10 protein-coding genes are annotated in these 12,821 nt (G+C 72.4%); all 10 read right to left on the bottom strand.

Annotation, left to right across the window (positions count from 1 at the left end; genetic code table 11):
* Window positions 1–121: 121 nt before the first annotated feature.
* The gene (gene purM, locus ACH436_RS17700) at window positions 122–1,228 is read right to left on the bottom strand and encodes a phosphoribosylformylglycinamidine cyclo-ligase (protein WP_430561513.1); all 1,107 of its coding nucleotides are present in this window, start codon (window positions 1,226–1,228) and stop codon (window positions 122–124) included.
* Between the two features lie 64 nt (window positions 1,229–1,292).
* Window positions 1,293–2,840, bottom strand: a complete 1,548-nt coding sequence (gene purF / locus ACH436_RS17695; RefSeq protein ID WP_430561512.1) for an amidophosphoribosyltransferase — start codon at window positions 2,838–2,840, stop codon at window positions 1,293–1,295.
* A 48-nt stretch (window positions 2,841–2,888) separates the two neighbouring features.
* The gene (locus ACH436_RS17690) at window positions 2,889–3,287 is read right to left on the bottom strand and encodes a hypothetical protein (RefSeq protein ID WP_430561511.1); all 399 of its coding nucleotides are present in this window, start codon (window positions 3,285–3,287) and stop codon (window positions 2,889–2,891) included.
* 42 nt (window positions 3,288–3,329) lie between these two features.
* Window positions 3,330–6,140 (bottom strand): ExeM/NucH family extracellular endonuclease, encoded by a 2,811-nt coding sequence (locus ACH436_RS17685; RefSeq protein ID WP_430561510.1) that lies wholly within the window; start codon window positions 6,138–6,140, stop codon window positions 3,330–3,332.
* Between the two features lie 239 nt (window positions 6,141–6,379).
* The gene (locus ACH436_RS17680; RefSeq protein ID WP_430561509.1) at window positions 6,380–6,754 is read right to left on the bottom strand and encodes a sterol carrier family protein; all 375 of its coding nucleotides are present in this window, start codon (window positions 6,752–6,754) and stop codon (window positions 6,380–6,382) included.
* 368 nt (window positions 6,755–7,122) lie between these two features.
* Window positions 7,123–7,950, bottom strand: coding sequence for an ATP-binding cassette domain-containing protein (locus ACH436_RS17675; RefSeq protein ID WP_430561508.1), 828 nt, complete (start codon window positions 7,948–7,950; stop codon window positions 7,123–7,125).
* Window positions 7,947–8,867: an ABC transporter ATP-binding protein gene (locus ACH436_RS17670; RefSeq protein ID WP_430561507.1), complete on the bottom strand. Its 921-nt coding sequence runs from the start codon at window positions 8,865–8,867 to the stop codon at window positions 7,947–7,949. Before ACH436_RS17670 ends, ACH436_RS17675 begins: the two co-directional genes overlap by 4 nt.
* Entirely contained in the window at window positions 8,864–9,880 is a 1,017-nt protein-coding gene (locus tag ACH436_RS17665; RefSeq protein ID WP_430561506.1) for an ABC transporter permease, read from the bottom strand. Before ACH436_RS17665 ends, ACH436_RS17670 begins: the two co-directional genes overlap by 4 nt.
* The gene (locus ACH436_RS17660; protein WP_430561505.1) at window positions 9,873–10,865 is read right to left on the bottom strand and encodes an ABC transporter permease; all 993 of its coding nucleotides are present in this window, start codon (window positions 10,863–10,865) and stop codon (window positions 9,873–9,875) included. Before ACH436_RS17660 ends, ACH436_RS17665 begins: the two co-directional genes overlap by 8 nt.
* Before the next feature lie 131 nt (window positions 10,866–10,996).
* A complete protein-coding gene (locus tag ACH436_RS17655; RefSeq protein WP_430561504.1) occupies window positions 10,997–12,745 on the bottom strand; it encodes an ABC transporter substrate-binding protein in 1,749 nt (582 codons plus the stop codon).
* Window positions 12,746–12,821: the final 76 nt, after the last annotated feature.

Below are 12,821 nucleotides of genomic sequence, written 5' to 3'. Positions count from 1 at the left end.
CAGGCCCGTGCTCCACGGGTTCTGACGCGGCGCGCGAAGGGCCGGACGGCAGCAGCCGTCCGGCCCTTCGTCATGCGTGGGGTCGTGCGCGGGGGAGGTCGCCCTCCCCCGCGCCGGGACGTCAGCGGTAGTCGCCGGTGAGGCGGACGGCGCCGCCGTGCACGCCCTTGGTCCCGGCCACCAGGTCCTCCGCCGGCGCGGCCGGGTCGAGGTCCTCGACGGAGCCCAGCACCCAGGCCGGCACGCCGCGCGCCGCGAGCGTCGCCAGGGCCGCGTCGACGCCGTCGGCGCCCACGACCGCCACCATGCCGACGCCGAGGTTGAGCGTGTTCTCCAGGTCGCCCCGCGGCACGGACCCGAGCTCGCGCACGGTGCGGAAGACGGCGGGCACCTCCCAGGAGGCGCGGTCGACGGTCGCCACGGTGCCCGCGGGCAGCACCCGCGCGAGGTTCGCGGCCAGCCCGCCGCCCGTCACGTGCGTGACGGCGTGCACCTGCGCGGCCGGGTCCTCGGCGAGCGCGAGCACGTCGCGCGCGTACACGCGGGTGGGCTCCAGCAGCTCCTCCCCCAGGGTGCGGCCGAACTCCTCGACATGGCGGTCCAGGGACCAGCCCGCGTGCTTCACGACCGCGCGGACCAGCGAGTAGCCGTTGGAGTGCAGGCCGCTCGAGCCCATCGCGACGAGCACGTCGCCCGCGCGAACGCGCTCCGGCCCCAGGACGGCGTCCGCCTCCACGATGCCCGTGGCGGCGCCGGCGACGTCGTACTCGTCCGGCGCGAGCAGGCCCGGGTGCTCGGCCGTCTCACCGCCCACGAGGGCCGTGCCGGCCACCTCGCAGGCCTGCGCGATGCCGCGCACGATGTCCGCCACGCGCTCGGGGACGACCTTGCCGGTGGCGATGTAGTCCGTCATGAACAGCGGCTCGGCGCCGACCACGACGATGTCGTCCACGACCATGCCGACGAGGTCGAAGCCGATCGTGTCGTGCTTGTCGAGCGCCTGCGCGATCGCGACCTTGGTCCCGACCCCGTCCGTCGACGTCGCGAGCAGCGGCTTGCGGTACTCGCGGATCGCCGACAGGTCGAACAGGCCCGCGAACCCGCCCACCCCGCCGAGGACGGCGGGCCCGTGCGTGCGGCGCACCGCGTCCTTCATCAGCTCGACGGCCTTGTCGCCCGCCTCGGTGTCGACGCCGGCCGCGGCGTAGGTCAGGGGTTCGTTCGTCACGTGATGCTCACCGTTCGTCGGCTGTGTCGGTCGGCTGTCGGTCAGCCGGTCGGTCGGCTGCGGGTCAGGGGTGGTCGAGCGCGGTGCCGCCACCGGCACCGACGGAGACCTGCCTGAGCCCGTCCTCGGGGGCTCCCAGCGGCAGCTCGGCCTGCTCCAGCAGGTGCTTGCCGAGCTGGTCGGCCGTGGGGAGCTCGATCGGGTACTTGCCCGTGAAGCAGGCGGCGCACAGCTGGGAGGCCGGCTGCTCGGTGGCCGCGATCATGCCCTCGGTCGAGATGTAGCCGAGGGAGTCGGCGCCCAGGGACTGGCCGATCTCGTCGGGGCTGAGGCCGTTGGCGATGAGCTCGGCGCGCGACGCGAAGTCAATGCCGTAGAAGCACGGCCACTTCACCGGCGGGGAGGAGATGCGCACGTGCACCTCGGCCGCGCCCGCCTCGCGGAGCATCCGGATCAGGGCCCGCTGCGTGTTGCCGCGCACGATGGAGTCGTCGACGACGACGAGCCGCTTGCCGCGGATCACTTCCTTCAGCGGGTTGAGCTTGAGGCGGATGCCGAGCTGGCGCAGGGTGTCGGACGGCTGGATGAACGTGCGGCCCACGTACGCGTTCTTGGTGAGGCCCTGCCCGAACGGGATGCCCGACTCCGCGGCGTACCCGACGGCCGCCGGCGTGCCGGACTCCGGCGTCGGGATGACGAGGTCCGCCTCGACCGGGTGCTCCCGGGCGAGGGTGCGGCCCATCTCGACGCGCGACGCGTGCACGGAACGACCGTTGATCGTGTTGTCGGGGCGGGCGAGGTAGACGTACTCGAAGACGCAGCCCGCGCGCTCCGGCTCGGCGAACTTCTCCGAGCGCAGCCCGTCGGCGTCGATCGTGATCAGCTCGCCCGGCTCGACGTCGCGCACGTAGGAGGCGCCGACGATGTCCAGGGCCGGCGTCTCCGACGCGACGACCCAGCCGCGCTGCAGGCGGCCCAGGACCAGGGGGCGCACGCCCTGCGGGTCGCGGGCGGCGTAGAGGGTGCCCTCGTCCATGAAGACGAGCGAGAACGCGCCCCGCAGCCGGGGCAGCACCTCGAGCGCGGTCTGCGCGAGCGTGTGGTCGGCGTCCCCGGCGAGGAGCGCCGTGATGAGCGCCGTGTCGGTGGTGTTGCCGCGGGCGAGCTCGCCGCGACGCTGGGCGCCGTAGCGCTCGGCGACGAGGTTCACGAGCTCGGCGGAGTTGGTGAGGTTGCCGTTGTGGCCGAGGGCGACCGTGCCGCCCGCGGTGGCCCCGAGGGTCGGCTGGGCGTTCTCCCAGGTCACGCCACCGGTGGTGGAGTACCGGCAGTGGCCGACCGCGAGATGACCGGTGAGGGCGTCGAGCGCCGTCTCGTCGAAGACCTGGGACACGAGGCCCATGTCCTTGTAGACGAGGATCTGCTCACCGTTGCTGGTGGCGATGCCGGCGGACTCCTGTCCGCGGTGCTGCAGGGCGTACAGGCCGAAGTAGGCGAGCTTCGCGACCTCCTCGCCGGGGGCCCAGACCCCGAAGACGCCACAGGCGTCCTGGGGGCCCTTCTCGCCGGGCATGAGGTCATGGTTCAGGCGGCCGTCAGGGCGCAAGGGCATGATCCGAGTATCCCACAGGAGCCGGATCGGCCGACCTGCGCGGACAGGTCAGCGACGGCGCAGGCTGCGCCGGTCGGAGATCACCGCGATCAGTCCCCCGACGCCCAGGCCGACGGCGATCCCGCCGAGGATCGTCACCGACACGTAGACGCCGGGCTTCATCAGGGTCTCGGCGGCACCGGAGACGTCGATGAGCCAGGTCGAGAAGATCAGCCCGACGACGGCACCCACGAGCGCGCCCATCCACAGGAACACCGGGTACTTGGGCGCCCGGCGGACACGCTCCGGGTCCACCAGCAGCGTCACGTCCTGCGGCTCCTCGGCGTCGCGCGCGGCGCCCGCCGTCCGGTCGGCGGGCGTCGTCGCGTCCTGCTCCACCGACGTCTCGGCGTCGGGAGCCGCGCCGTCGGGTGCCGGGGCGTCGTGGTCGGGGGTCGAGCTGCTCACCCCTCGAGCCTAAGCCACCCGCGGCACCCGACGGCCGCACGGTCAGGCGGCTCCCAGGTCCTTCCAGGGCCCCCACCGCGTCGCGCCGGGCTCGTCGTGCCGGGAGTACCACTTCGCCTCCCAGCGGTGCCCGTCGTGCACGACGACGTCGCCCTTGCCGTACACCCACGTGCCGGTCCACGCCGGGAAGGTGCCGGCCGACGTCGTCACCGGCGCGCCGACCTCGGCCCACGGCCCGTACGCCGCAGCCCCCGGCCGGTCCCCGCGCGACCACCACAGCGCCTCGAAGAGCCCGCCGTCGTAGACGACACGGTCACCCTTGCCGTAGGTGGCCTTCGCGTCCCAGGCCGGCGCGACGGGCGCGAGGTCGAGCCCGACGAGCAGCGGGTCGTGGTCGGAGGACCGGAACGGCGTCTCGTCGTACAGGATCGTCGCGTTGTAGTTGTAGCGGCTGTACTCGTTCGCCACCGGCTCGTAGGCGTTGATGTTCCAGATGTCCGTGCCGGTCACGCGGTCGATCAGCCCGGGCGACGCGAGCGCGTGGTCGAGGGAGCCGACCGCGCCGTCGAACGCGTAGGAGTACTCGCCGGTGGTCGGGCCGAGGTCGGTGTAGCCGGCGTCCGTGAGCACGACGACCGGGTCCTCCTGCTCGTAGGAGTTGAGGTCGCCCACGAGCAGCACCGCGTCGGTGCCGGCGTCCTCGGCCACGTCGTCGGCGAAGGCCACCAGGGCGGTGGCCTGCCGCACGCGCGACTCGTTGGAGGCCCCCTGGCCGTCGCCGGTGTCCTCGTCCCCCGGCCACGGGCCGGCCGAACCCTTCGACTTGAAGTGGTTCGTGATGACCACGACGTCGTCGCCCGGGTCGGCGTCGACGCCGCCGGCCGGCTGGAACACCTGCGCGAGCGGCTGGCGGGCGTTCCCGAACGCCTCGGGGTCGTCGAGGATCCGGGAGGCGCCCACCGGCTCCGCGCCCGCGGTGCGGTAGATGAACGCGGTGCGGATCACGTCCTCGGAGTCCGGCAGGTCCGCCGGCGACGCGACGAACGCCCAGGTGCCCGCACCGTCGTGCGCGTTCAGGGCGTCGACGAGGTCGGAGAGGGCCTGGTCGCGGTCCTTGCCGAACGCGGCCGAGTTCTCGATCTCCTCGAGGCCGACGACGTCGGCGCCCAGGGCAGAGATCGCGGCGACGATCTTGGTCTGCTGCCGCTCCAGGTCCTCGGCCTCGGCGGCGCCGCGGGCGTCGCAGCCGTCGCGCACCGTGACGGGGTCGCCGGCGCGGTCGGTGTAGAAGCGGCAGCCGGTCAGCTGGTCGCCCGTGGTGGTGAAGTAGTTCAGCACGTTGAACGTGCCCACCTGCAGGGTGCCGCCGACGTCCTCGGGCGCGGCCTCGCGCGTGTCCTCGAACGTGGCGGGCTGGACCTCGGCGGCGACGTCCGGGGTGAGCCGGTGCTGCGGCTGGAGACCCCAGGCGTCGTAGCGGTAGTCGAGGACGACGGGCCGCGTGAAGGTCACGGCGGCGCCGACCCGGACGGGCTCGCCGCCCGTGAGCCACGGCAGCGGCTGCGACGAGTTCGCCGAGGACGAGTAGTTGACGGACGCGCCGTCGTCGAGCAGGACGGCGCGGGCCGCGTTGTCCTCGGCCTGCTGCTTCGCCTCGACGGAACCGGGGCGCCCGACCGTCGTCGGCTGGACCAGCGGCTGGTCGCCCGCGGCGAGCCCGATCGTGCCGTAGAAGTTCGTGTCGTAGTTGTCGGTGACGGTGAAGTCCCCCTGCGGGGCCAGCAGCATGCCCTCGAGGGCCTCGCGCTCGGCGTCGGTCGCGGGCCAGGCGGTGGCCAGCGGCTCGACGGCGCCCGGCTGCTCGAGCGGCGTCCACGAGTCCGCGGTGATCTCGGTGAGGCCCTGGTGCTCGCTGACCTCGCCGGTGACCTCGACGTGGTCGCCGACCTCGAGCTCGGACGCCGCGCCACGGGAGTACACGAAGACGGCGTCGGAGGCGCCGGGGGTCCGGTCGTCGGCGGGGTCGCCGCCGGTGCCCGCCGTCTGGAGGTACAGGCCGTCGAAGCCGCCCGTGGGGTACGTGGCGGTCACGACGCCGGTGGTCGTCACGGTGGTCCCGGCCAGCGGCGACGTCGCGCCGGTGCCCTGGATCTCCGCGATCGTCGCGTCCTGGGCCGGCCCCGGGTCGGTGCCCGGGTCCGTGCCGCTCGCGGCCGGCGTCGGAGCCCCGGCGGCGAAGTCGGCGGCGTTGTCGGCCGTGTTCGCGTGGGCGCGCCGGGCGACGGACGTCGCGTTCGTCGTCGCAGGGGCCGGGCCCGAGCCCGCGAAGGCGTTGGCGGTGGGTCCCCAGCCGACGAGGTCGACGACGGCCTCAGCCGCGGCGCAGTCGGCGCCCGTGCAGGAGAGGCGGTCCGTCGAGCGCACCAGCGCCACCTTGGCGCCGGTGCCGGACATCGCGATCGTGCCGGTGACGTCGGGGGCGGGCAGCGCGGGCAGCGAGGTGTTGGAGCCCAGCGCCTGGGCCACGAGGAACGAGCCGCCCGCCGGGATCTCCCCCGACAGGTTGGTCTGCGCCCCGTTGGCCCACGTCCCCGCCGCGGACGCGTACTGCACGGACCAGCCGTCGAGCGGCACGGCGTCGTCGGTCGGGTTGTACAGCTCGACGAAGTCCTGGTTGAACGCGGCGCCGCTGTTGCCGCCGCCCCCGTACACCTCGTCGATGACGACGGGCGCGTCGGGCGAGACGGCGGCGGACGCCGGGGTGGCGAGCGCCGCTCCGACGGGAAGGACGAGCGCGGCCGCGGTGGCGGCCGCGAGCGCTGCTCGGTGACGGATGGGACGGGTCGGGCTCACGGTGGCTCCTTCGCGGCGGACGTGGGTGACGTCACCTCAGCAGACCCGCGTGAACCGTTGTTGAACCCCGTGTCACCGGACGTCGTCGTCCGGCTGTCGGGAGCGCGAGCCTGCCCGGTGCGCCGAACGTAGCGGAACCGACCGACACCCGCGCGCCCGCCACCGGGTTTCGTTCGGCAGTGGCGGCGATGCTCGGCAACCGCAGGGACCGAACATCGCCGACACTGCCGAACGAAACCTCAGGGGCGGGGGCGCGCGGCCTGCAGCGGCAGCAGCGCGGAGAGGTCGGCGCGCTCGCCGGAGGCGCTGACGCGCCCGGAGCCCAGCGCGTCGGCCCAGGCCAGGCGGCCCGTGGCCAGGCCGAGCCACGTCTCGACGTCGGTCTCCACCACGTTGGGCGGCGTCCCGCGCGTGTGCCGCGGGCCGGCCACGGCCTGGACCGCCCCGGCGGGCGGCACCCGCACCTCCACGGAGTTCCCCGGCGCGACGTCGGCCAGCTCCTCCAGCGTGAACCGCACCGCCGTCGTCACGACCGGCCGGGACACGTCGCCGCCCAGCCACGCGGCCACGGCCGCCCGTCCGGCAGCGGGGTCGGTCCGTCGTCGCGCAGGCACGGCAGCACCTTAAGCCTCCCCACCCACCGTCCGACGACGTCGTCCCCCACCATCCCGTCCCGCCCGGCAGCAGGCGCACGCACGGCGTCCGAGGTCCGGCTCGGCCGCCGCCGACTCACCGGGCCGCCGGCGACAAGGAGCGGCGAGCGAGCCGAACGACGAGAAGCGGCGAGCGAGCCAAATGACGAGAAGCGGCGAGCGAGCCAAATGACGAGCGTGGGGCGGGGGTCTCTTCGCGCGGACGTATCCCTCCCGAAGTGGAGGGCGCCCTGGCGCCCGTGAACGCGTCCGCGCGAAGAGACCTCCGCCCCACGCGACCGTGACCACGACCGGGACCGTGACCACGACCGGGACCAGGACCGAAACCGTCAGGAAGCAGCTAGCTCCGCCCGCACCTCTTCCCGCAGCCGCCCATGACGCGACGGTTCCGGGGCTGCCGCCAGCAGCGACTTCGTGTACTCGTGCTGCGGGTCGAGGATGACGTCGTCGGACGGCCCCCGCTCCACGATGTCGCCCCGGTACATCACGAGGATCTCGTCGCTGAAGTGCCGGGCGGTGGCGAGGTCGTGCGTGATGTACAGGACACCCAGGTTCTCCTCGCGCTGCAGCCGGGCGAGCAGGTTGAGCACCCCGAGCCGGATGGAGACGTCGAGCATCGACACGGGCTCGTCGGCGACGAGGAACCGCGCACCCGGTGCGAGGGCGCGGGCGATGGCGACGCGCTGCCGCTGCCCGCCGGACATCTCGTGCGGCCGCTTGACCGCGTAGAGCTCGGGCGGGGTGAGGTTGACCCGCTCCAGCAGGTCGTGGACGGCGGGCTCGAGACCGTCCCCGCTCGCGACGCCGTGCAGCTTCAGCGGGCGCTCCAGGTGGTGCGCCACCGTGTGGTACGGGTTGAGCGACGCGAACGGGTCCTGGAAGACCATCTGCACCTGGTGGCGGTAGCTCGACAGCGCTCGGCCGCGGCGTCCGACCGGCCGGCCGTCGAGCAGGATCTCCCCGCTCGTCGGCGTCTCGAGCTGGGAGATCATCCTGGCCACGGTCGACTTGCCGGACCCGGACTCGCCGACGAGCGCGAGGGTCTTGCCCGGCTCGAGCGTGAACGACACGTCGTTCACGGCGCGCAGGGTGCCGCTGCGCATCCCGCTGCGGACCTTGAACTCCTTGACGAGCTTGCGGACCTCGAGGCTGCTCATGACGCCTCCCCCTCGGCGGCGTCGCGGGCGACGCCGGTGCGGACGAACGAGCCACGGTCGCCCGTGAGGCTCGGGAACGAGTCCAGCAGCTGCCGCGTGTACGGGTGCTGGGCCCTCGCGTAGATGGACTCCGCGGTGTCGAGCTCGACGATGCGCCCGGCGCGCATGACGGCGATCCGGTCGCTGATCTCGAGCAGGAGCGGCAGGTCGTGGGTGATGAACACGACGGCGAAGTTGAACCGCTCGCGCAGGCGCATGATCTCGCGCAGGATGCCGCGCTGGACGACGACGTCGAGCGCAGTGGTCGGCTCGTCCATGATCATGACCTGCGGGTTGAGCGCCATGGCCATGGCGATCATCACGCGCTGGCGCATCCCGCCCGACAGCTCGTGGGCGAAGCTGTCGAGGCGGGCAGGGTCGACGCCCACGAGCTCGAGGAGCTCGGCCGAGCGGGCGGCCCGCTCCTTCGAGCCCATCTGCGGGCGGTGGGTGGTCAGGACGTCGCCGAGCTGCTTGCGCACGCTGATCACCGGGTTGAGCGAGTTCATCGCCCCCTGGAAGACCATGGACACCTTGTCCCAGCGGAAGGCGCGCAGCGCGTCGCCGGTGAGGCCGACGACGTCGATGTCGGCGCCGCCGGCGTCGTGGAACGTCACCTCGCCGGAGCGCAGGATGGCCGGCGGCTTGAGGAGCCGGTTGAGGCCGTAGGCGAGCGTCGTCTTGCCGCAGCCGGACTCTCCGGCGAGGCCGAGGATCTCCCCCCGGTGCAGCGTGAGGGAGACGTCGTCCACGGCGCGCACGGGCGGGTCCACCTCGTACTCGATGGACACGTGCCGGGCGGTGAGGACCGGCTCGAGGTGGGCCACGTGCTCGTCGTGCGTGGGCGACGACAGCGGGGCGGCGGCGGTGGCGGTCATGCGTCGACCCTCTCCTTCTCGGCGGCGACGGTCTCCGGCGCCGCACGACGGCCGAGCTTGTCCTTGCCCGCCTTGCGCGCCTCGCGGACGCTCTTGGCGGCGGCGGGCGCGAGCCGGAGCTTGGGGTTGACGATCTCGTCGATGGCGAAGTTGACGAGGGAGAGGCCGGTGCCGAACAGGGCGATCATCAGGCCCGGGGGCACGAACCACCACCAGGCGCCGCGGGTCAGCGCGCCGCCGCCCTGCGCCTCGTTGAGCATGGTGCCCCAGGTGATCGACCCGTTGGGGCCGAGGCCGAGGTACGACAGCCCGGCCTCGCCGAGGATGGCGAGCACGATCGCGAAGAGGAACTGGGACGCCAGCAGGGGCAGCAGGTTGGGCAGCACCTCGACACCGATGATGCGCGGCGTCTTCTCGCCGGCGACGCGGGCCGCGGAGACGTAGTCACGCACCCGCAGCGAGCGGGCCTGGGAGCGCAGCACGACGGCGGGTCCGGCGAAGGCGGTGACGCCGAGGATGAGCGCGACGACCCACAGGCTGCGCACCTGCAGGTAGCTGGCGACGACGATCATGAGCGGCAACCCGGGGATGACGAGCATGATGCCGGTGACCAGGGAGAGGAACTCGTCGGTCCAGCCCCGCAGGTATCCGGCGACGACGCCGAACAGGAGCGCGAGCACGATCGCGACGAGGCCTGCGGTGACCCCGACGATCAGCGAGCCGCGGGCGCCCTCGGCGAGCTGCGCGAGCACGTCGTAGCCGAGGCTGGTGGTGCCGAGCCAGTGTCCGGGCTGCGGCGGCAGCATCGCGTCGTTGCCGGAGTCGCGCGGGTCCTGGGTGACGAAGGGGCCGACGATCGCGAACAGCACGATCGCGCCGATGAGGACGAGGCCGGCGAGGAGCTTGCCCGACATGGAGGGCAGCATCTGGCGGACGCCGGACCTCGTGGCCGGCGGCGCGGCGGGCGTGACGGGCGTGGCAGGTGCGGTGGTGTCGGTGCGGGTGTCAGTCATGGTGACGCGTCCTCGGGTCCAGGAAGCCGTAGATGAGGTCCATGAGGAACAGCGCCGCAAGGACCGCGAGGGTGATGACGAGGAACACGCCCTGCATCAGCGCGTAGTCGTTGTTGCGCACGGCCGTGATCATGAGCTTGCCGACGCCGGGGTAGGTGAAGACCTGCTCCATGACGAGGGAGCCCGCGACGACGAACCCGAGCGAGACGCCGAACCCGGCGAGGGACGGCAGCGCGGCGTTGCGCATCGCGTAGGTGGTGAACACGCGGCGCGGGCGCAGGCCCTTGGCCTCGGCGGTGGTGACGTAGTCCTCCGACAGCGTCGAGACCATCATGTTGCGCATCCCGAGCAGCCAGCCGCCGACCGAGGAGATGACGATCGTCACGGCCGGGAGGAACGCGTGGTAGAGCACCGACCCGACGAAGGCCCAGCTCCACTCGGGCCCGTTGAAGTGGAAGACGTCGTACGCGCCGATGATGGGGAACCACTGGAGGCTCACGGCGAACACGAAGATGAGCACGAGGGCCACCCAGAAGTAGGGCAGCGACTGCAGCATGGTGGTGCTGGGCACGAGGCTGTCCACCCAGGTGCCGCGCTTCCAGCCGGCGAGGGCGCCGAGCCCGATGCCGAGCACGAACGAGATGATCGTGGCGGTGCCGACGAGGCCCAGGGTCCAGGGCAGCGCGTCGCCGATGAGCTCGGTGACGGGCGTCGGGAAGTTCGTCACCGAGACGCCGAGGTTCCCGGTGAGGACGTTCTTCCAGTACGTGAGGTACTGCTCCCACAGGGTCTGGTCCTCGGCCGCGCCGAGGAGGAGCCGGATGCTGTTCTCCGTGCCCGCCGGGATGCCTCCGGCGCGCTGCAGCTTCGCCATAAGGATCGAGAACGGGTCGCCCGGCAGCATGCGCGGGATGAAGAAGTTCAGCGAGATCGCGGCCCACAGCGTCACCGCGTAGAAGGCGATCCGCCTGGCGTAGAACTTCATGGGGTCGGGCCGCCCTTCGGTGTCGCGGGCATGCGGCTCCTCCTCGCTTCGTGCGTCACAGCGTCGTGGTGCGGGTGTGCGGGTGACCGGCGGGCCGGTTGGGCGGCCCGCCGGTCACGGCCGGGGGCGCGTTACTCGGCGCCGCCGAGCTTGCCGAGGACCACGCCCGACGACGGGCCCTGCCACGACGGCGGGAACATGTACATGTCCTCCTCCGTGGGCCAGCCGGTGAACTTCGTCGTGTTGTAGAACGTCTGCGTGCCGTTCACGACGATCGGGATGTACGGCAGGTCCTCGACGATGTGCTGCTGGACGGTGGCGTAGGCCTCCTTCTTGGCGGCCTCGTCGTTGGTCTGGGACGCGGCCTCGACGGCGGCGTTGACCTCGTCGTTGTCGTACCGGGCGATGTTCCACTCACCCGGCTCGAGTGCGGTGCCGACCTTCTGGGTGTAGTCGCCGGTGAACCACTCGCGGTAGATCTGGAACGGGTCGGCCAGCGAGGTGCCGACGACGCCGCCCATGATCAGCTCGAACTCGCCGGAGACGCGCGCGTCGGCGAACTCGTTCCAGGAGATGGTGGAGGCGGTCACCTTGATGCCCGCGGCCTTGGCCTGCTCCTCGATGAGCTTGGCGGCGTTGTTGAAGTCCGACCACCCGTCGACCGAGGTGAGGGTCAGGTCGATCGGCGTGCCGTCCTTGCCGTAGAAGCCGTCGGCGTCCTTGGTGTAGCCGGCCTCCTCGAGGATCGCGCCGGCGGCCGCGGCGTCGGCGCTCTGCGGCGACTCCTTGGGCATGCCGTCCGCGATCCACTTGTCGTCGCGACCGAGCAGCGCGAACGTCGGCGAGATCGGCTGGGCGAGCCCGACGAACGCCTTCTCGGTGATGGCGGAGCGGTCGATGGCGGCGTCGAGCGCCTGCCGGACGGCCACGTCCGTCTGGGCGCCCTCGCAGCCGAGGTCCGTGCTGGAGCAGGTGTACAGCACGACCGGGTCGACGGGCGTGTTGACGTACCCGAAGCCGCCGGTCGAGGTGACGCGCTCCGGGTCGGGCACGAACATCGTCGTCCAGTCGATCTGACCGGTGGTGAGCAGGTCCTCCGCGGACTGGTTGGCGTCGATGCCGACGTAGCGCAGCGAGGCCACCTTGGGCGCCCCGCCCCAGTAGTCGGGGTTGGCCTTCGCGGTGTACGCCGCGTTGGAGGCGGTGTCGAGCAGGTACGGCCCGGTGCCGACCGGGGACTCCGCGTTGTCCCACGCCACGAGCCCGGTGAGCGCGTTGCCCTCGGCGTCCTCGCCGGCGTCCTTCTCGTGCTCCGCGAACACGTGCTCCGGGACGATGTACGTGCTGCCGAGGATCGCGAACTCGTTCGCGTACGCCGGCTCGGCGAAGGAGAACACGACGGTGGACTCGTCCTGCGCGACGGCGTCCTGGAGGTACTCGGGCTTGGCGGTGTCGTTGGTGAACGAGTAGACGACGTCGTCCGCGGTGAACGGCTGGCCGTCGTTCCACTGCACTCCGCCGCGGATCTTCACCGTGAGCTCGGTGCCGTCCTCGTTCCACTCGAACGACTCGGCGAGCATCGGGGTGGGGTCGACGTCCTGGAGCTTGTTGTAGGCGAACAGCGTCTCGTAGATGCCTCCGTTGGCGAGGTGCAGGACGCCCACGGCATAGGGGTTGAAGTTGGGGGTGATCGGCGTCTGGGAGCCCGCCCAGATCACGAGCTCCTGGTCCGTGGCCGCACCCTCGGCAGCGGGAGCGCCGGTGCTGTCGCCGCCCTCGGTCCCGCCGGCGGAGCCCGAGCAGCCTGCGGCCAGAAGGGTCACGCTCGTCAGCGCGGCGGCGGCTGCGAGCCACCGTCCGCGGATCTTCCCTCGGATCATCGTTGGTCCTTCCAGTCGGCAGCGCACCATCACGCCGCGATCGCTCACGCTTAGGGAAGGGACCTTAACGAATATG

This window comes from Isoptericola sp. NPDC019693 (assembly GCF_044389085.1).
Taxonomy (GTDB): Bacteria; Actinomycetota; Actinomycetes; order Actinomycetales; family Cellulomonadaceae; genus Isoptericola.
Note: the sequence above shows the minus strand (reverse complement) of the source record. Positions and strands in the feature narration are given on the sequence as shown.